This is a genomic window from Nocardia araoensis NBRC 100135 (genome assembly GCF_000308435.1).
Taxonomy (GTDB): domain Bacteria; phylum Actinomycetota; class Actinomycetes; order Mycobacteriales; family Mycobacteriaceae; genus Nocardia; species Nocardia araoensis.
This window is the reverse complement of the sequence record NZ_BAFR01000189.1, coordinates 106,117-124,880: the sequence shown is the minus strand read 5'-3', so window position 1 is coordinate 124,880 and position 18,764 is coordinate 106,117. Positions and strand designations below refer to the sequence as shown.

Genomic DNA, 18,764 nt, shown 5'->3' with positions numbered 1-18,764 from the left:
CGATCCCCGCGGCCGTTCCCGTGCCGGATCGCATTTTCCCGCTGCCGAGGACGTCACTGCCGGGCCATGTGCATGCGCATCTCGCTCGTGGCGTCCGTGATCAGCTCCCCGGAAAGGTCGACCACGACCGTGCGCAATGTGCCGGTGAACCGGAACGGCGGCCGGTAATCGGGCACCACAGCGGAGCCCGGGTTGGCGCCGCATGTCATCCCGCCGGGGTTGAACGCGACCGGCGTGATGAACGGGAAATCGGCCTCGCCGACCGGGCTGCGGTCGATGTAGAGCCGGGCGGTGCCAGGGGTGCCTTTCCCATTGGCGAAGTCGGGCGCGCCGGTGGGTTCGAACTCGAAGCGCAATTCGTGGCGCCCTTCGGGAATCTCCTGTGTGGAGGCGACGCGGTGCACGGCGCGCCGCACGTAGTTGTGGGCGTAGTGCAGGCGGCCGTCTTCGACGTAGAAGGTCCAGCCTCCGGCATTGGTTCCCTGGCACAGCAGGACGCCCTCGGCGCCGCCGGGCGGGATCTCCACCTCGGCGGTGACGCTGTGCGGGCGGTTCAGCACGCGCGGCGAGACCGCCGCGGGCAGCGTCTCGGTGCCCGGGCGCAAGGTGTATCGGGTCTGGGCGGGTGTGATCTGCGGCCGCTCCGTGATCAGGCGTTGCAACCCGCTGCTGTCGATGGGCAGCACGTTGTAGCGGCCGGCTTCCACGTACCACAGGGCGATCATCTCGATGAGCTTGTCGCGATGCTCGGCGGCCAGGTCGCGAGTCTCGGCGAAGTCTTCGGCGACGTGGTACAGCTCCCAGTGCTGGGCGTCGAGCCTGCCGAGGTCCGCGGCCGTGATCGGGGTGCCGAACGGTCGGTCCGCCTCCGCGAACGACGGGCCCGGCCAGGGGCACACGGCCCGCCAGCCGTCGTGGTCGATGGCCCGGTGGCCCAGCATTTCGAAGTACTGCGTGCGGTGACGGGTCGGCGCGGTCGAATCGTCGAAGGTGTGGGCGAAGCTGACCCCGTGCAGAGGGGCCTGGGATACGCCCTTGATGGTGTCGGGTGGTTCGATGCCCAGCGCGTCGAGAACCGTGGGGACGACGTCGATCAGGTGCGCGTACTGGGTGCGCAGCTCGCCCCGCGCGGTGATGCCCCGAGGCCAGTGCACCAGGAAGGGATCGCTGACGCCGCCGCGGTAGGTTTCGCGCTTCCACCGCCGGAAGGGCGTGTTTCCGGCCCAGGTCCAGCCCCACGGATAGTGGTTGAACGTGGTCGGACCGCCGAGTTCGTCGATGGCCCGCAGGCTGTCCTCGATCGATTCCGGGGCATTGTTGAAGAACTGCAGTTCGTTCGTGGTCCCGCTGGCTCCGCCCTCCGGGCTGGCGCCGTTGTCGGACACCAGCACGACCAACGTGTTGTCCAGTTCGCCGATCTCCTTCAGGAAGGACAGCAGCCTCCCGATGTGATGGTCGGTGTGGGTGAGGAATCCGGCGTAGACCTCCATCATCCGTGCCGCCAGGCGGCGGGCGTCGGCCGATAGCGAGCCCCAGTCCGGCACGTCGGGGTCACGGCGGGAGAGCCGGGCGTCCCGCGGTACGACACCGAGTTCGCGCTGACGGTCGAACGCGTACTCGCGGTAGGCGTCCCAGCCGCCGTCGAAACGGCCGCGGTAGCGGTCGGCCCACTCCCTGGGCACGTGGTGCGGTGCGTGCGTGGCGCCGGTGCAGAAGTTCAAGAAGAACGGCTTGCCCGGTGCGACCTGCTTCGCCCCCGCGATGAAAGAGATCGCCTTGTCGACCAGGTCCGCGGTCAGGTGGTAGCCCTCGTCCGGGGTTGCGGGCGGCTCTACCTGGTGGTTGTCGTATACCAGATCCGGATACCACTGGCTGGTGTCACCGCCGAGGAAACCGTAGAACCGCTCGAAGCCACGCCCGAGCGGCCAGCGATCATAGGGGCCTGCCGCCGATTCCTGCTCCGACGGCACCAGGTGCCATTTGCCGACCATGTAGGTGTTGTAGCCGTGCTGCAACAGCATCTCGGAGAGGAATCCGTTCTCGAACGGAATATTGCCGTTGTAGCCCGGATATCCGGTGGCGATCTCCGTGATGCCTGCCATGGCGTTGGCGTGATGGTTGCGCCCGGTGATGAGACACGAACGCGACGGTGAGCACAACGCGGTCGTGTGCATGTTGTTGTACAGCAATCCGTCCGCGGCCAAAGCGTCGATATGCGGTGTGGCGATGGGACTGCCGTAGCACCCGAGTTGTCCGAACCCGGTGTCGTCGAGCACGATGAACAGCAGATTCGGCGCGCCCGTCCGCGCCCGCACCGGTTGCGGCCACGCGGGACTCGACACGTCGGTCGTTCGTCCGATGATTCCGGGAAAAGCCGTTCCCGGCTTGTATTCCTCCAGTGACATCTACCCGCCCTCCGTTCTACGGATGGGCTGGACACCGCCAGCCTGGGTCTGGGAATGAACGCGTGCGATGCCACTGCGTCGACGAGCGGTGCCGCGGTGGCACTGCGGAATCAGGTATTGCGACGTGAGTCACATGCTAGACGACGCGGGCGTGGCTGTCAGTGGCCGAAGCGGACCGGCCGCCGCATCGTCGGATGCGGCGGCCGGTGCGACCGTGATGCGCGAGCGCGTCAGAACACGGCCTCGTCGAGATCCATCACGCTGATGTCGACGTCGGAGATCACCGACCACTCCGCGCTCAGGTGCGGCAGGACCGTCTTGGCGAAGAACGACGCGACGGCGATCTTGCCCTGGTAGAAGGCACGGTCCTGATCATCGGCGTCGGCATCGAGGGCCGCAGCGGCGATCTCGGCGGCGACGATGAGTCGCCAGGCGACGAGGAGGTCGCCGACGGAGAGCAGGAACCGGACGGAATTCAATCCGATCTTGTACAACTCGGCGGGTTGCTGCTGGGCTGCGAGCAGGTGCTGGGTGAACCGGCCTGCCATGTCCTGGACGTCCTCCAGCGCGGTGGCCAGCAGCACTTTCTCGGCCTTGAGCCGCCCGTTGCCCACGGAGGACTGTGCCGTGTCCCGGATCTTGCCCGCGAGGTGGGCCAAGGCGACGCCGCGGTCGCGGGCGATCTTGCGGAAGAAGAAGTCCTGCGCCTGGATGGCGGTGGTGCCCTCGTAGAGCGAGTCGATCTTCGCGTCCCGGATGTACTGCTCGATCGGGTAGTCCTGCAGGTACCCGGAACCACCGAAGATCTGCAGCGATTCGGTCAGGTACTGGTAGGCCCGCTCCGAGCCCACGCCCTTGACGATCGGCAGCAGCAGGTCGTTGACGCGGGCGGCGAGTTCGGCGTCGGCGCCCGAGATGTGCTGTGCCACAGCTTCGTTCTGGTGGCCCGCGGTGTAGAGATAGACCGCGCGCAGTCCCTCGGCGTAGGCCTTCTGCATCATCAGCGACCGGCGTACATCGGCATGCCGGGTGATGGGGACCTTCGGCGCGGTCTTGTCCGCCATCTGGGTCAGATCGCTGCCCTGCACGCGGTTCTTCGCGTAGTCGAGGGCATTGAGGTAGCCGGTGGACAACGTGGCGATGGCCTTGGTGCCCACCATCATCCGGGCTTCCTCGATGACGTGGAACATCTGGGCGATGCCGTTGTGCACCTCGCCGACCAGCCAGCCCTTGGCCGGGATGCCGTGGCCGCCGAAGGTGACCTCACAGGTGGCGGAGGCCTTCAGGCCCATCTTGTGCTCGACGTTGGTGACGAACACACCGTTGCGCTCGCCCAGCTCACCGGTCTCGTGATCGAAGTGGAACTTCGGTACGAAGAACAGCGACAGGCCCTTGGTGCCCGGTCCGGCGCCCTCGGGACGGGCCAGCACCAGGTGGGCGATGTTCGGGAACAGGTCGTCGGAGTCGGCGGAGGTGATGAACCGCTTGACGCCCTCGATGTGCCAGGAGCCGTCCTCCTGCTCGATCGCCTTGGTGCGACCCGCGCCGACGTCGGAACCGGCATCCGGCTCGGTCAGCACCATCGTGGCGCCCCAGTTGTGCTCGGTCATGAACTGTGCCCAGCGCCGCTGCTGCTCGGTGCCGATGTTGTGCACGATGTGGGCCATCATCGAACCGGTCAGGTAGAGGTAGGCCGCGGGCTGGGCTCCGAGCACGAATTCGCTGATGGCCCAGCTGACCATCGAGGGGGCGGGCACCCCGCCGACCGCCTCGGCCTTGCCGACGCGCCACCAGTCGGCGTCGTGCCAGGCGCGCACCGCCTTCTTGAACGATTCCGGCAGGCTGACGGAGTGGGTGGCCGGATCGAAAACCGGGGGATTGCGGTCGGCTTCGGCGTACGGTTCGGCGACCGGTCCTTCGGCCAGGCGCGCCGCCTCCGCCAGCATCGATCGCACGGTATCGCCGTCCAGGTCCCCGAACGCTCCGGTCCGCAGGATGTCGTCGAGTCCGTACACCTCGAAGAGATTGAACTCGAGGTCGCGCACGTTGCTCTTGTAATGGCTCACGAGCCAAGGCCTTTCGAGGATCGGCCGGGATACCGGCAAGGGATTCGGCGGGCGCACGGAAGTGATCACCCACGGCAAACTGTGCGGCACCGATGACCCGAAAGCAATCTTATGTTAATGACTGCTAAGTAAATGGTCGGATGTCCGACGGCATTTAATCCGCTGATAGCCCATTATTGGCGCAAGTAAGTTAATGACGGCTAAGTGGTATAAATCACTGTGGCGAACGGCGGCCGGCCATTCCGGCCGTTTCGATTCGCTCGCCGATGGCCACGAGGACGTCCACGAGATCGGCGCGCCGCCGGAAGCGGGGATTGCGTACGGCATCGATGACGACGGTGATGACGGCGCGGCTGAGCACTCGCGCGGCGGGCGCGGGCAGATCCGGCCGCACGGCCTGCAGCATGCGGGCCCACTGGGCGATGCCGTCCAACCGCACGCGCCGGTAGCGCTGCACCCCGTCGCCCGGAAGATGCCGGGTCTCGCTGACGGTGATCGCCAAGAGATCGGGTTCGTCGACACCCAATTGGGCGAAGCCGCGCATGAGCGAGCGCATGGATTCCTCGGCGCCGCGGCTCTCGGCGATGGCCCGGGCCAGCAGCAGCCGCAGCCACTCGTCCTGGCGTCGGACGATCTGGTCCAGCAACTCGGCTTTGCTCGAGAAGTGGTGGTACAGCGCGGGCCCGGTGACGCCGACGGCAGCGCCGATGTCTTCGATACCGACCGCGGCATAGCCTCGGGTGCTGAACAAGCGCGCCGCCTCGGCGAGCATCCGCTCCGATCGCAGCGCCCGGTCCAGTGCGGTGTTGCCGGTCTCCCCGCGCGGTGGGCGGTTCGGCGCGGGACCGGCCGGGCGATCGGGCATCCGGGTCGTGATCACCGCCGCGACGGCGGCGTCGAGCACCTGCGCGGCGGCCTGCGCGGGCAACTCGGCGCGGTGATAGGACGGGCTGACCGCGATCGACAGCACGCACCAGCTCAGCAGTTCGACATCGGCCGTGCTCAGGTCGGGGCGGCGCAGGCGGATCGTGTGTCGCAGGTAGCGGGTGAGCCGCGCGGCGCGGACGAGCACCGCGGTCTTGTCGGCGGCGGTCAGATTGCGGAACTCCAGTTGCCACAGCCGCGGCAGGCCGCGTAGATCCAGCGCGACCCGGACCAACTCGGCCAGCACCGCGGCGCCGGAGTCGTCGGCGCGATACGCGGCGTCCAGCCGGTTCAAGGTGTCGTCGAGCCCGACCAGCAAGCATTGTCCCAAGAGTTGCTGCTTGTTGCGGAAGTGCCGATACAGCGCCGTCGCCGAGATGCCGACCGCCGCCGCGATGTCGGCCATCGTCGTGCCGTAATAGCCTCCGTGCGTGAAGGCGTCGACCGCGGCGTCCAGGATCATCTCGCGTCGGTGCGGCGGTCTCCGTCGTGGCTGTCCGCTGTTCGCCTGTGTGCCCATCGCGGTCAGTGTCGCGCATCGGACGGTCCGCTGCGGGGCCGGGTCGTCTGCCTTCGGCGGCCCGATAGCTGGTGCGCCGTGGCGGATCCGTCGCGGCCACCCGTCCGTATGACGATTTCGTCACAGGCCACGCCGAGGTCCTACTGTCGAGTAGGCTTCCCGCAGCTATCACCAGCCCGGGGATCGTTGTCGATCAGGTAAGCAGAGGGAGCCCGCCCGTGAGCGCTGACACCGCGCACGTCACAGCACTGTCCACCATGGCGGCCCGCCTGCGCATCGCGTCGACCGTGATCCTGCGGCGCGCCCGAAGGGATCCCGACGAACGGCGGCTGTCCGCGACGCAGTGGGCGGTGCTGGGCCGACTGCATCGATACGGCGCCATGGCCGCGGTCGACCTGGCGCGGCTGGAGATGCTGCGGCCGCAGACGATGCGCAACGTGGTCGACGGCCTGCGCGACCAGGGTCTGATCGTCGGTGTGCGCGACCCGAACGACGGACGCCGGGTGAATCTGACCCTCACCGACGAAGGCCGGGCCTGGGTGTGCGGACACCAGGCGTCCGCGAACGACGCGCTGGCGCAAGCGTTGTCGGAGAGTTTGCGGACGGGCGAGTTGCACAAGGTCGGCGAAGCGCTGGACCTGCTCGAGCGCATCGCCTACGGGTGATGCGGAAGCGGGGGCGCGGATTACGGCGGTCGCATCGCCGAGCCGGATCACCGGCGGCCGACTCGCGATGACTCGGCCGCCGGTCGACCGGGTTCGGCAGGCGATGTGAGCGCCCGGGTGGTGGAGACGCCGGGCATCCACCAGTTGGCCGACGCGTTCGCCGAGATTCGTGACCGGTTGCTCGCCGGTCGGGTGTCGGCCGGGACGTGAAGGCGCGCCGGGCGTGCGCTCGCGGCGCGCGATGCGCTCCGTGCCCGCACCGGCGGGGTAGGTAAGGTCTGAACCGTCGTGGAAACGGACTCCACGATGCCGCCGCCGAACAGCTTCGCGCGGACGCGCCGCCCTGTCGAACGAAGAGAGCTGATTGATGCCGACCTCTACAGCGCGCGCACAGATCGGGGTCACCGGTCTGGCGGTCATGGGTAGCAACATCGCACGGAACTTCGCCAGGAACGGCTATACCGTTGCGCTGCACAACCGCAGCATCGCCAAGACCGACGCACTGCTCGAGGCCCACGGCGACGACGGCGACTTCGTGCGGACCGAGACGATCGAGGAATTCGTCGCCGCGCTGGAGAAGCCGCGCCGGGTGCTCATCATGGTGAAGGCGGGCGCGGCGACCGACGCGGTCATCGAGGAACTCGCCGACGCGATGGAGCCGGGCGACATCATCATCGATGGTGGTAACGCCCTCTACACCGACACCATCCGGCGGGAAGCCGCGATGCGCGAGCGCGGGCTGAACTTCGTCGGAGCGGGTATCTCCGGTGGCGAGGAAGGCGCGCTGAACGGCCCCGCGATCATGCCGGGCGGCCCCGCGGAGTCCTACGACTCGCTCGGGCCGCTGCTGGAATCCATCGCGGCGAAGGTCGACGGAACGCCCTGCTGCACCCACATCGGCCCGGATGGCTCCGGACATTTCGTCAAGATGGTGCACAACGGCATCGAGTACGCCGACATGCAGTTGATCGGCGAGGCCTACCATCTGTTCCGCGACGCGCTCGGTTTCGACGCCAAGCAGATCGCCGATGTGTTCACCCAGTGGAACTCCGGCGACCTGGAGAGCTACCTCGTCGAGATCACCGCCGAGGTGCTCAATCAGGTCGACGCGAAGACGGGCAAGCCGCTGGTCGACGTGATCGTCGACGCGGCGGAGCAGAAGGGCACCGGGCGCTGGACGGTGAAGTCCGCGCTCGACCTCGGCGTGCCGGTGACCGGCATCGCCGAAGCGGTGTTCGCGCGGGCGCTGTCCGGTTCCCGCGAGCAGCGCAAGGCCGCACGTGGCCTGGCCTCCGGCAGGCTGGCCGAAAAGCCCACCGACGTGGAGCAGTTCACCGAAGACATCCGGCAGGCGCTCTACGCGTCGAAGGTGGTCGCCTACGCGCAGGGCTTCGACCAGATCGCCGCGGGCAGCGCCGAATACGACTGGAATCTGCGCCCGGGCGACCTCGCGACGATCTGGCGCGGCGGCTGCATCATCCGCGCCCGATTCCTCAACCGGATCAAGGAAGCCTACGACGAGAACCCGGCGCTGCCGAGCTTGATCCTCGCGCCGTACTTCCGCGAGGCGATCGAGACGGCCATCGACAGCTGGCGCCGCGTCGTGTCCACCGCGACCCTGCTCGGCATTCCGGTGCCCGCGTTCGCGTCGTCGCTGTCCTACTACGACGCACTGCGCGCCGAGCGGCTCCCGGCCGCGCTCACCCAGGGACAGCGCGATTTCTTCGGCGCGCACACCTACGAGCGTGTGGACGCCGAAGGCAAGTTCCACACGCTGTGGAGCGGTGACCGCAGCGAAGTTCGCGCCGACTAGCCGGACACGCCGTCGCACTGCGGAAATCGTTCCGCAGTGCGACAGCGCGTTGCCCTCAGTCCTGTGATCGGGCAGCTCGCTCCCACGCCGCCCGGCGGAGCAGGCGCAGCCCGTTGAGCCCGACGAGGACGGTGGATCCCTCGTGCCCGGCGACGCCGAGCGGGAGCGGCAGGGTCCCGGCGAGGTCCCAGACGACCAGCACACCGATGCAGGTGGCCGCGATGGCCAAATTGGCGACCACCACCCGTCGCGCCTGCCGGGACAGCGCGATCACCGCGGGGATCGTGGTCAGGTCGTCGCGCACGACGACGGCGTCCGCGGTCTGCAAGGTCAGGTCGGATCCGGCGCCGCCCATGGCGATGCCGACCTCGGCCGCGGCGAGCGCCGGGGCATCGTTGATGCCGTCACCGACCACGGTCACTTTCCGTCCCCCCGCCTGCAACTCGCGCACCGCGGTCATCTTGTCGTCGGGCAGCAGTTCGGCCCGGACGTCGGTGATACCGACCCGCGCGGCGAGCCGATCGGCGGTGGCGGTGTTGTCGCCGGTCAGCAGCACCGGCGCGCTGCCGGTGACCTCGGTCGTCGCGCGGACCGCCGCCAGCGCTTCGGACCGGAGCTGGTCGGTCAGCGCGAGCACTCCGATCGGTTCGTGCTCGCAGGTCACCACCACGGCGGTGTAGCCGCTCGCGTGGAGGGCGTCGACGGCCGTGTCGCTTTCACGGGCGGGACCCCAGGCGGTGGGGGAGCCGACGCCGATCAGGCGGTCACCGACGCGGGCGGTCACACCGCGACCGGGGTGGGCGGTGAACTCGGTGACCTCGGGCAGTCGCAGATTCCGGGCGTGGGCGGCGCGCACGATCGCCGCCGCGAGGGGGTGTTCGCTCGGGTGCTCGGCCGCCGCGGCGAGCCGAAGCAACTCGGCTTCGGTGAATCGGTGGTCCAGGCAGCGGATCTCGGCGAGTTCGGGGATGCCGCGGGTGAGGGTGCCGGTCTTGTCGAAGGCGACGTGCGTGGTGGCACCGAGCTTTTCCATGACCACCGCCGATTTGACCAGGACACCGTGACGACCGGCGTTGGCGATCGCCGCCAGCAGCGGCGGCATGGTGGCCAGCACCACCGCACAGGGGGAGGCGACGATCATGAACGTCATCGCTCGCAACAGTGCTCGCCGCACGTTGTCGCCGAGGAGCAGCGGGATGGCGAACACCGCGAGGGTGACCGCGACCATGCCGATGGAGTAGCGCTGTTCCACCTTCTCGATGAAAAGCTGAGTGCGCGATGTGGTTCGGGCGGCCTGCTCGACCAGGGCGGCGATCCGCGCGACCACGGAGTCCTGCGCCCGGCGCTCGACGCGGATGCGCAGGGCGCCCGTGCCGTTGAGGGTGCCCGCGAACACCTCGTCGCCCTCGAACTTGTTCACCGGCAACGGTTCGCCGGTGATCGTGGCCTGATCGACTTCACTGCCGCCGGACAGGACCGTCGCGTCCGCGGCGATCCGCTCGCCCGGTCGTACCACGAGGACGTCGCCGACGTGCAGTTCGGTGGCGTGCACCGTCTCCTCCTCGCCACCGTGCGCCACCCGGGTCGCGGTGTCCGGGGTGAGGTCGAGCAGTCCGCGCACCGAGTCCTCGGTGCGGGCGGTGGCCAGTGCTTCCAGGGCGCCGGAGGTGGCGAAGATGACGATCAGCAAGGCGCCGTCGGTGATCTGGCCGATGGCCGCCGCTCCGATCGCCGCGGCGACCATCAGTAGGTCCACATCGAGCGTCTTGTCGCGTAGCGCCTGCAATCCGGCCCACCCGGGTTCCCAACCGCCTGTCGCGTAGCAGGCCAGATACAGACCCCAGCACATCCACTCGGGGCCGCCGGTGAGCCGCACCGCCAGCCCGGCGCAGAAGAACACCACAGCCGCTGCGGCCCAACGGGCTTCGGGCAGAGCGAACAACCCGGTCCGGCGCATGGGGACGCGACCGGATGGCGGAGTCGGACGGGTCGGCGCGAGCGTCGGCGCGGCCACGGGTCACCTCCAGAACGGCAACGAACAGATGGCCCGACCATACCAGAAAACATGAACATGTCTTCATCTGTTCCTAGAGTATGCTGTTCAGTCATGGGACACGGTGTCGAAGGCAGGGACCGTCCTGCCGTGCGCCTGGATCCCGAATCGGCCACCCACGTGGCGACCACGTTGCAGGCGCTGGCCACGCCGAGTCGCTTGATGATCCTCACCGAACTGCGTCAGGGCCCGCTGCCGGTGAGCGCGCTGGCCGACGCCATCGGCATGGAACAGTCCGCGGTCTCCCACCAGCTTCGGCTGCTGCGCAATCTGGGGCTCGTCACGGGCACCCGCACCGGCCGCAGCATCGTCTACAGCCTCTACGACAACCACGTCGCCCAATTGCTGGACGAGGCGATCTACCACAGCGAACACCTGCGTCTCGGGTTGGCCGACCGACCCCGGACCGCGGGCTGACCGACCGCGCGGCAGAAACGATCCCCCTGCTCGGTGCGCTTTCACCCGATTCGGGTGATGCCCGCCCGGAACGGCGGTGGCACCGTCCAGGAAATGACGGCCTCGGCGATGGTGGACAGCCGGTACGAGTTCGCGAACGGGTATCCGATCGAGACTTCCGCGACCCGGGCATGGGACGAGAGTTTGTTCCAGCGCGCCGTGGTCGCGTACCGGTTCTGGTATCCGACCGTGTCGATGGAGGGAATCTTCCACGGCAACCGGGAGATCGGGCTGAACGACAACCGCGCGATCGGGATCCTCTCTGCCGGGCCGCGGCAAATCGGGTTCACCCTCAATTCCGACACTCCGTACGGCGCGGCGGTGCTGGATCTGTCGGCCGGGCCGATGGTGGTCGAGCTTCCGCCGGGACCGTACATCGGGCTGGTGGACGATCATCATCAACGCTGGATCACCGACCTGGGCATCCCCGGGCCCGACCGAGGGCGGGGCGGCGCCTACGTCATCGTTCCCCCCGGCTACGCGGGCGCACTGCCGGAGCGGGCCCACGTCGGGCGATCCGCGTCGTTCAAAGTGCTGCTCGCGATGCGCGCGCTGCCCCTCGGCGGCGACCTCTCCGAGGCGATGGACGCGCTGCGAGAGGTGCGGGTCCATCCACTCGGCGCGGCCGGTGCGGTGCTCGACATCGTGGACACCACCGGGGATGCCATGGACTCCACCTGCTTGTCCTGGGAAGACGGCCTCTCCTACTGGCAGGTGTTGCACGGGGTCTTGGAGACCGAACCGGTGGTGCCGGAGTTCCTGCCGTTGTACGGGCTGCTCGGGGCCATCGGCATCGAGCGAGGCGCCCGGTTCGCGCCCGACCGCCGGTCCGCGACGCTGTTGACGGCCGCGGCGCGGGCCGGGCGCGACCACCTGCTCGTCTCCGCGTTCGCCAGCGCCCGCCCGGACCGCACGGCATGGCCGGATCGTCGCTGGGAATGGGTGGGACTGGTCGCCGACAACGGCGACTTCCGGACCGCCTCCGGCCTGGATCTCGAAGCGCGCGACCGGTGGTTCGCCCAAGCGATCACCGCCTCGCCGGCCATGTTCCGGCGGCAGGTGGGCGGCGGATCGCTGTATTGGCTCGGCGTGCGGGACCGGCGCGGGGATTACCTGGACGGCGGTGCCACTTACACCCTCGACATACCGTGCCCGGTCCCGGCCGGGCTGTTCTGGTCCGTGACGGTCTACGACGCCGCGACCCGCTCGCAGATCCAGGCCGGCCAGGGCATGGCCGCCCTCCGATCGCTGTTCGAGTTGCGCGACCTTCCTCCCGGTGGTCCCGTGCGCCTGCACTTCGGCCCCATCCCTCCCGACGGCGCCGAAACCCGCTGGCTGCAAACCGTCCCGGGTCGCGGATGGTTCGCCTGTCTGCGCATCTACGGACCCGAGGAGGGAGCGTTCGACGGCACCTGGAAGCCGGGGGATTTCGAGCGCACGAGCTGATCGAGTGTGGGCGGCGGTCGCATGGCGCGGGATGGGACCGGTTGCGTTTCGCGGATCGAACCGCTGCTTGACCTGGAGTGCACTCCAGCACTTAGTGTGCGCTCATACAGGGTTGTCCAGCAGAAGGGATCACTTCATGGAGCTCGGTTTTCATCTGCCAATCTTCGATATCGACGGTGGTACCGCCGCCATCGCCGGCGAGCTGGCGCGGGTGGGCGCGGCCGCGGAGGAATCCGGCGCGACCTGGCTGTCGTTCATGGACCACTACTTCCAGATCGAGCCGACCGGGCTGCCCGCGGAGGCGAACATGCTGGAGGGGTACACCACCCTCGGCTACTTGGCCGCGCATACTTCGCGCATCGACCTCGGGCTGCTCGTCACCGGCGTGACCTACCGTCACCCCGGCCTGCTCGCCAAGATCGTCACCACCCTCGACGTCCTGTCGGGCGGTCGTGCTGTCCTCGGGATCGGTGCCGCGTGGTTCGAGCGCGAGCACCGTGGGCTCGGCGTGCCGTACCCGCCAACCGCCGAACGGTTCGAGCGGCTGGAGGAGACTCTGCGCATCTGCCGCCAGATGTGGGACCCGCAGGACAACGGGCCGTTCGACGGGAAGTACTACCAGCTGGCCGAGACATTGTGTTCGCCGCAACCCATCAACCGGCCGAAGGTGTTGATCGGCGGTGGGGGAGAGCGCAAGACGCTGCGGTTGGTCGCGCAGTACGGCGATGCCTGCAACCTGTTCGGTTCCTCGCCGGCGGATGTCGAGCACAAGCTCGACGTGCTGCGCGGGCATTGTGACGACGTCGGCCGCGACTATGACGAGATCCGCAAGACGATCATCGCCAACAACCCGCGGCCGAACCCGGAGAACCGCGACGAATTCGTCCGGCAAATGGCCGACTACGCGAAACTCGGCATAGAGACCGCCATTGTCACTCCGACCACCGGCTCGCCGGCGGCATGGATCGATGCCATGGCGCCTGCCGTCCCGCAACTGGCGGAACTCGGCTGAGTTGTCCGCGGCGGGCCCGGACCGCTTACGAGTTCCGGGCCCGGCTGGTGATGCGATCAGGAGACACCACGGCACGGACCATTCGATCGCGGTTCTACAGTTTGTAGCCGATCTGGCGCAACAGTTGCTTGCGGGCCGCCTGGTCGTCGGCATTCTCCACACCGAGCGGGGCCGAACCGTCGATCACTCCGATGATTCCCCTGCCGAGTTCCGTTTCCGCGATCAGAACCTCGACGGCATTGGCTGTGGCGCAATGGATTCCGCATACTTCCGGGACCTGTTGCACGGCGTTGAGCACGTTGACGGGGTATCCCTCGCGAAGAAAGACGACGAACGAGTGTCCCGCGCCGATGGCGACCGCGTTCTTGGTGGCGAGTTCGACGAGCGCGTCGTCGTTGCCGGAGCAGCGGACCAGGCGCGGTCCGGAGGCCTCGCAGAACGCCAGCCCGAAGCGCAGATGGGGACCGACCCCGACCAGCGCCTCGTGCAGGTCTTCCACGGTCTTGATGAAGTGCGACTGTCCGATGACGACGTTGAGATCGTCCGGTTTGTCGATGTGCACGGCTGTCAACTCCACAGCGACATACTGCGCCCCACCGACGCCGATTCATAGCATTTCGACATTTGTACCGAACGCGTCGCGAGTGGACGCGTGACCGCCCAGCGAAGGCGGACGTACGCAGGATGGGTGCGGCCGGACTTTGTCCGTCTTCAGTCCGCGCATGGCCGGAGCGAAGGCGGAGGTACGCAGGATGGGTGCGGCCGGACTTTGTCCGTCTTCAGTCCGCGCATGGCCGGAGCGAAGGCGGAGGTACGCCTTAGGCGCCGCCGGGCCGGGAAGGCAGGTCCACGACCAGTGCGGTGGCGTTGTCCCTTCCGCCGGCCTGGAGGGCGGCATCCACCAAGGTGTTCGCGACCGTGGGAGCGGCGTCGCCCTGCGCGAGGATGGCTTTGACCGCGGCGATTCCGAGGGGCTTGTGTACGCCGTCGGTGCTCAGCAGCAGTCTGCCCGTGCTCGACCCGGTGACGGCGTACCCGATCGCGTCCGGCCGAACGGTGCGCGCCGAGGTGGTGACCAGATGGTGCATGCGCGGCTTCGGATCGAGCCCGCGGGCGCGGTACACCTCGGCGACGGTGTGATCGGTGGTGATCTGGTGCAGCACCCGGCCGTTCCAGCGATACGCGCGACAGTCGCCGACCCACGCCACCTCGCAGGGGCCGTCGGGTCCACCTGCGGCCGGAAAGACCGCGACCACGAGCACGCTGTCGGCCGAAGGCTCCGGAACCTCTCGCAGCAGCTCCTCCTGGGCCGCCATGATCCCCGCGCGCGCTCCCTCGCCTGCGGCTACGCGTGCCGCGGCGGCGGCGACCGTGCGTGCCGCGCGGGCGCCGAGCAGGTGATCTCCGACGCCATCGGCGACGACGCACGCGGTCGTTCCGGTGACGACGTCGGTCTCGACCGCGACCGCGTCGGCGTTGATCGACCGTGACCCGCGCCGACTGGCCGAAGCGCTCATCGCCCCGCCCAGCCACGATGTCTCGATGCGCGGCATGCTCGCGGTGGTACCGGTGGACATGAACTGGTCTCCTCGGGGCTGGGCTCTGAGTGCTGCCGACCAGCACCCATCAAGGACACCGCATCAGTATTTGGGCTTGGCGAGAGTCCGTTGTGTGAACGCTGAGAATTCGCTCACGATCAGGTCACGGCCGGTATCCCGGAAGGGTGACCTCCGCGGTGGCGACGGCGGAAGACATCGTCTCGTGATGCCGTCGTCGGCGGGCGGACACGAGGCGTACTGATCGATCACCGGTGTACCTTGTGCCGCACTCCACAGCTCGCGGCGCGTTTCGCAACTTTATTTCCGGATTCCGGCAATCAATCGGCTCACCGATCGTTGCTCGCCGCATTTACGTTCTCCGCTGTGAAGCAGGGGCGCACGCAGCGCGTAACTCACCGGGGTGGAGCGAGTTTGTCCGATTTGTTCGAATCCGATCGGGCAATTCGCCGGATATCCGTGGAGACCGCAAATTCGGAGCCTCCGGCTTGTTACGTCCCAGCACGGCTGTCGGGCAGGTATCCGTCCGCATCCGTTCGGCGCTGAACGTCGAGAACCTTTCTGCCGCATATCAATCGACGCGCCGAGACGGTCCCGCGGGCCGATTCGGCGGCACCCGACAACGCACGCCCGCCCGCGCCGGGCGCGGGCGTGTCCCGGAACGGAGCACTACGTGGTCATCAGTCCCGCCGAGCCTGCTTCCCGACGATTCGCGCCGCGGCTGAGCCCGCGACGCGGCGGTGTACCCACCCCGGTATTCGTGGTCGCCGCGATGGTCAGCATTCAGCTCGGTGCGGTCATCGCCAAGCATCTGTTCACCCTCGCCGCCCCGGTGACCGTCGCGTGCGGCCGGATCGTGCTGGCGGGTGCGTTCGCCATGCTGCTGTGGCTACCGTCGCCGCGGATCGAGCGCCGGGCGCTGTTGCCGATCGCCGGGCTCGGTGTGGCCATCGCGGGCATGAATCTGTGCTTCTACGCGGCGCTGGATCGCATCCCGCTGGGCATGGCGGTGACGATCGACTTCATCGGTCCGCTCGCCGTCGCGCTGATCGGGTCGCGGCGTACCCGCGACGCGCTGTGGGTCGCGCTCGCCGGAGCGGGCGTTCTGCTGCTGGTCGACAGTGAAGGACCGGTGTCGTGGAGCGGTGTGCTGTTCGCGGTCGCGGCCGGTGCGGGATGGGGCGCCTACATCGCGTGCGGCGCCGTAGTGGGCAGGCACACCGCCGGGCACGACGGATTGGCGCTGTCCATGGGCCTCGGCGGGCTGCTCGCCCTGCCGGTGCTGGTCGCGAACGACGCTGTGGCACCGGCGAATCCGGACTTCCTGCTCGGCGCCGCGGCGTTGGCGCTGCTCTCGTCGCTGGTGCCGCATGCCATCGAGATGGCGGCCTTGCGCCGGATCGCGCCCGCGGTGTTCGGCGTCATGATGAGTTTGGAGCCCGCGGTGGCCGCGGGCGTCGGGCTGCTACTGCTCGGCGAGGAGATGCGCGCGGCGCAGTGGTCGGGCATCGGCCTGGTGGTCCTGGCGTGCGCCGGAGTGGCGCACGGATCTCGTGCCGTCGCTCGCGACGGCGGCGATCGAGCGTATGCCGAAATGGCGGTGTCCACCGCTGTAGACAAAGCCACGTAGGTTTTTCGATGTCGGCATCGCTCACGTGTTTCCGTCGCGGCTGCCGACAGACATGATGACTAGGCAAAATGCATTCCGCACGCGGTGATTTCGGTAGCGGGCGAAGATGTCGGTGACGTAGACAACATCCGAAACTCGGTTGAATTCCGAGCCTTACCGGCGGGTACGTGATCGAATGCTCTGCAACTGAAGTCTCGAACCCGCGTGACGCATCGCGGGTGCAATAATCCGGGAGGTTGTGGCTGTGGTCGACGCAAGCGTGCCCACGCTGCGTCCGTCGGAGCTGGAGAGGTTGGCTCAGCTCGACGAACACAACGAACTTTCCGCCGACCAGGTGCGATCGAGTTCGCAGCGGCTGGGCGTGCCGGAGGAGGACCTGTGGCGGTGGCTGGAGGAGCGCCGCGGTGCGTCCGCGCCCACCAGACGCATCGATGTCCCGGAGCAGCAGGCCGCCCGCGTCGAGGTTCCTGATCCGCCGACCACGCGCGTCGACGTTCCCGAGCAGACGGCCGCCGCCGTCGAGGTTCCTGATCCGCCCACCGCCCGCGTCGACGTTCCCGATCCGCCGACCACACGCATAGATGTCCCTGACCCGCCGACCACCCGGATCGATGGCCCGGAGCCACCGACCAGGCACGTGGGATATGGCGAGATCAATCACCGGCCGTCCCGCATCATCACGCTTTCCGAAGCGGCCGGAGGCGGGCTGCTGCCGCAGATCTCCGACGGGGACGTCACCACCTTCCGCGCCGATGCCTACCGGAGCCTGCCACCGGACGAATTCGCGCGCATCGACGCCGTCTACACCGACGGGATCCAGACGGCCTGCCGGTGGCTGGCCGAACACACCGGACGAGCGTGCAGGCACGACCTGAACCAGAACGGCGTCGGCAGCTGGCTGGGGCCGCGCGGGGCGGGCCTGGCCGAATACATGCTCTCGGTGCTACAACCTCGCCTCACCGTGCCGGAGCGTTTCCACCAGGGCGCCGGTGTGGTGGACGAGTGGAACGACATTCTCAGCCTCTACCGGTTCCTCGGCGCACTCGTCGCCGACAGTCCCAGTCGCGGGCACACCATCACGCGCCTGCGTGGTGCGCAGGCGGCGTTCCTGCTGCACGGGCTGCGCCTGGATCTGCCCCAGGATCTCGCCTACTCGGTAGGCCCGGGTCTGACGACGGTTCCGGTCGATGACGAGCTGGTCGCCCGGGTCCGGGCCAGGACCGCCGATCCGGTGGACGCGGCGGCGATCGTGACGGCGCTGTTCACCGGCGCGACCGCGATGGAACTCAACGCCATCCCTTGTGTCGCGCTCACCACGGACGCGCTGATCTTCAACGGCCCGATCGGTTACACCCATGCTCCCGACCTGTATGTGTGGGTGATACCGCCACCGGCGCGCCCTCTGCTCTACGAAGCCCGCGCCTACCAGGAATCCCGCCCGACGCCCAACACCAAGCTGTTCGCGGGCGCCATCGGCGGAGCGGGTTTCCGCCTCCGCAGGCTCGCCGCGGCGTGCGAGGTGACGCTGCCGGATCTGTACCACTGGCATCACAGCTGGATCCGCGAAGCCGGACTGCTCCGCAAGTCCGACCAGCCGACGCCGGTCCGCAACACCGATCTGCTCTTCGGCCTGAAACTGGCGCCGCGGCCACGCCGCCGCCGCGCACGCTGAGGCCGCGTCGATCAGGTCACCCCGCGTTGTCGAGCAGATGGCGGGGTGCGGCCTGCTGCCACGAGTCGCGCACGATGGCTTCGAGTTCGTCGCGGTCGTCGAGGGCGGTCAGTCGCGCGCGAACCCAGGCGTTGCCCGCTTCGTGCGGGGCGATCCAGAACTTCTCCGGTTCGGCGAGGACGAGTTCGTCGCGCTCGGCGATGGGGCAGCGGACCGCCATCGAGGTCTCGGCTTCCGGAAGGGTGAGGAACAGCTTGCCCGCGACCCGGAAGGTCGGCATCCCCCAGGTGAATTGTTCGGATGTCTCCGGTAGCGACAGCGCGAAGGCCCGGACATCGTCCCCGGTGAAACTCATGCACCGAATCCTGCCAGCCCGCAAGGGAAGTCTCTGACGCCGGAGGGCATAGCGGTTGCCGGTGCGATGCCGGACCGATCCATAGGGCGTCGTGCCAACGCGGCTATCCGCGCGTTGTGAGCTGCCCAGTAATCGCCTCAGGACCATGGTGCTCTGCGTCCAGCCCCCTATCGTCTGCGCAGAAGCCAGTG

14 protein-coding genes are annotated in these 18,764 nt (G+C 68.3%); 7 read left to right on the top strand and 7 right to left on the bottom strand.

The window, feature by feature from the left end; genetic code table 11:
- Positions 1-53: 53 nt before the first annotated feature.
- From ON21_RS25290 to ON21_RS25280, 3 genes are all read right to left on the bottom strand, one after another.
- Positions 54-2,405: an arylsulfatase gene (locus ON21_RS25290; protein ID WP_039801565.1), complete on the bottom strand. Its 2,352-nt coding sequence runs from the start codon at positions 2,403-2,405 to the stop codon at positions 54-56.
- A gap of 230 nt (positions 2,406-2,635) precedes the next feature.
- Complete coding sequence (locus ON21_RS25285) at positions 2,636-4,471, bottom strand: acyl-CoA dehydrogenase (RefSeq protein WP_039801564.1); 1,836 nt, start codon at positions 4,469-4,471, stop codon at positions 2,636-2,638.
- A gap of 214 nt (positions 4,472-4,685) precedes the next feature.
- Positions 4,686-5,915 (bottom strand): TetR/AcrR family transcriptional regulator, encoded by a 1,230-nt coding sequence (locus ON21_RS25280; protein ID WP_083880874.1) that lies wholly within the window; start codon positions 5,913-5,915, stop codon positions 4,686-4,688.
- Between the two features lie 218 nt (positions 5,916-6,133).
- Between ON21_RS25280 and ON21_RS25275 the strand changes: the two genes are divergently transcribed.
- Together ON21_RS25275 and gnd are read left to right on the top strand one after the other, a co-directional pair.
- Positions 6,134-6,580: a MarR family winged helix-turn-helix transcriptional regulator gene (locus tag ON21_RS25275; protein WP_039801561.1), complete on the top strand. Its 447-nt coding sequence runs from the start codon at positions 6,134-6,136 to the stop codon at positions 6,578-6,580.
- A gap of 367 nt (positions 6,581-6,947) precedes the next feature.
- Positions 6,948-8,393 carry an NADP-dependent phosphogluconate dehydrogenase gene (gnd, locus tag ON21_RS25270; protein WP_039801559.1) on the top strand — a complete coding sequence of 482 codons (1,446 nt, stop codon included), beginning with the start codon at positions 6,948-6,950 and terminating at the stop codon, positions 8,391-8,393.
- Between the two features lie 55 nt (positions 8,394-8,448).
- Here the strand turns inward: gnd and ON21_RS25265 are convergent, their stop codons facing one another.
- Complete coding sequence (locus ON21_RS25265) at positions 8,449-10,407, bottom strand: heavy metal translocating P-type ATPase (protein ID WP_039801557.1); 1,959 nt, start codon at positions 10,405-10,407, stop codon at positions 8,449-8,451.
- Between the two features lie 93 nt (positions 10,408-10,500).
- On the opposite strand from ON21_RS25265, the gene ON21_RS25260 reads away from it, so the two are divergent.
- From ON21_RS25260 to ON21_RS25250, 3 genes are all read left to right on the top strand, one after another.
- Positions 10,501-10,863: an ArsR/SmtB family transcription factor gene (locus ON21_RS25260; RefSeq protein ID WP_039801556.1), complete on the top strand. Its 363-nt coding sequence runs from the start codon at positions 10,501-10,503 to the stop codon at positions 10,861-10,863.
- Between the two features lie 93 nt (positions 10,864-10,956).
- The gene (locus ON21_RS25255) at positions 10,957-12,348 is read left to right on the top strand and encodes a DUF1214 domain-containing protein (protein ID WP_039801630.1); all 1,392 of its coding nucleotides are present in this window, start codon (positions 10,957-10,959) and stop codon (positions 12,346-12,348) included.
- Positions 12,349-12,484: 136 nt separating this feature from the next.
- Positions 12,485-13,360, top strand: coding sequence for an LLM class F420-dependent oxidoreductase (locus ON21_RS25250; protein ID WP_039801554.1), 876 nt, complete (start codon positions 12,485-12,487; stop codon positions 13,358-13,360).
- 94 nt (positions 13,361-13,454) lie between these two features.
- On the opposite strand, the gene ON21_RS25245 is transcribed toward ON21_RS25250, so the two are convergent.
- Both ON21_RS25245 and ON21_RS25240 read right to left on the bottom strand, forming a co-directional pair.
- A complete protein-coding gene (locus ON21_RS25245) occupies positions 13,455-13,937 on the bottom strand; it encodes an adenosine-specific kinase (protein ID WP_039801553.1) in 483 nt (160 codons plus the stop codon).
- A gap of 241 nt (positions 13,938-14,178) precedes the next feature.
- Entirely contained in the window at positions 14,179-14,937 is a 759-nt protein-coding gene (locus ON21_RS25240) for a PP2C family protein-serine/threonine phosphatase (protein ID WP_218004142.1), read from the bottom strand.
- 652 nt (positions 14,938-15,589) lie between these two features.
- On the opposite strand from ON21_RS25240, the gene ON21_RS25235 reads away from it, so the two are divergent.
- Complete coding sequence (locus tag ON21_RS25235) at positions 15,590-16,546, top strand: EamA family transporter (RefSeq protein ID WP_063821123.1); 957 nt, start codon at positions 15,590-15,592, stop codon at positions 16,544-16,546.
- Between the two features lie 244 nt (positions 16,547-16,790).
- Positions 16,791-18,218 carry a superantigen-like protein SSL4 gene (locus tag ON21_RS25230; protein WP_039801551.1) on the top strand — a complete coding sequence of 476 codons (1,428 nt, stop codon included), beginning with the start codon at positions 16,791-16,793 and terminating at the stop codon, positions 18,216-18,218.
- A 16-nt stretch (positions 18,219-18,234) separates the two neighbouring features.
- Here ON21_RS25230 and ON21_RS25225 read toward each other — a convergent pair whose 3' ends face one another.
- Positions 18,235-18,573: an MmcQ/YjbR family DNA-binding protein gene (locus ON21_RS25225; RefSeq protein ID WP_039801549.1), complete on the bottom strand. Its 339-nt coding sequence runs from the start codon at positions 18,571-18,573 to the stop codon at positions 18,235-18,237.
- Positions 18,574-18,764 lie beyond the last annotated feature (191 nt).

Bases quoted from the DNA above. Each gene is read 5' to 3' on its own strand.
- ON21_RS25290 (WP_039801565.1), bottom strand. From the start codon at position 2,405: ATGTCACTGGAGGAATACAAGCCGGGAACGGCTTTTCCCGGAATCATC.
- ON21_RS25280 (WP_083880874.1), bottom strand. From the start codon at position 5,915: ATGGGCACACAGGCGAACAGCGGACAGCCACGACGGAGACCGCCGCAC.
- gnd (WP_039801559.1), top strand. From the start codon at position 6,948: ATGCCGACCTCTACAGCGCGCGCACAGATCGGGGTCACCGGTCTGGCG.
- ON21_RS25260 (WP_039801556.1), top strand. From the start codon at position 10,501: ATGGGACACGGTGTCGAAGGCAGGGACCGTCCTGCCGTGCGCCTGGAT.
- ON21_RS25255 (WP_039801630.1), top strand. From the start codon at position 10,957: ATGACGGCCTCGGCGATGGTGGACAGCCGGTACGAGTTCGCGAACGGG.
- ON21_RS25250 (WP_039801554.1), top strand. From the start codon at position 12,485: ATGGAGCTCGGTTTTCATCTGCCAATCTTCGATATCGACGGTGGTACC.
- ON21_RS25240 (WP_218004142.1), bottom strand. From the start codon at position 14,937: ATGTCCACCGGTACCACCGCGAGCATGCCGCGCATCGAGACATCGTGG.
- ON21_RS25225 (WP_039801549.1), bottom strand. From the start codon at position 18,573: ATGAGTTTCACCGGGGACGATGTCCGGGCCTTCGCGCTGTCGCTACCG.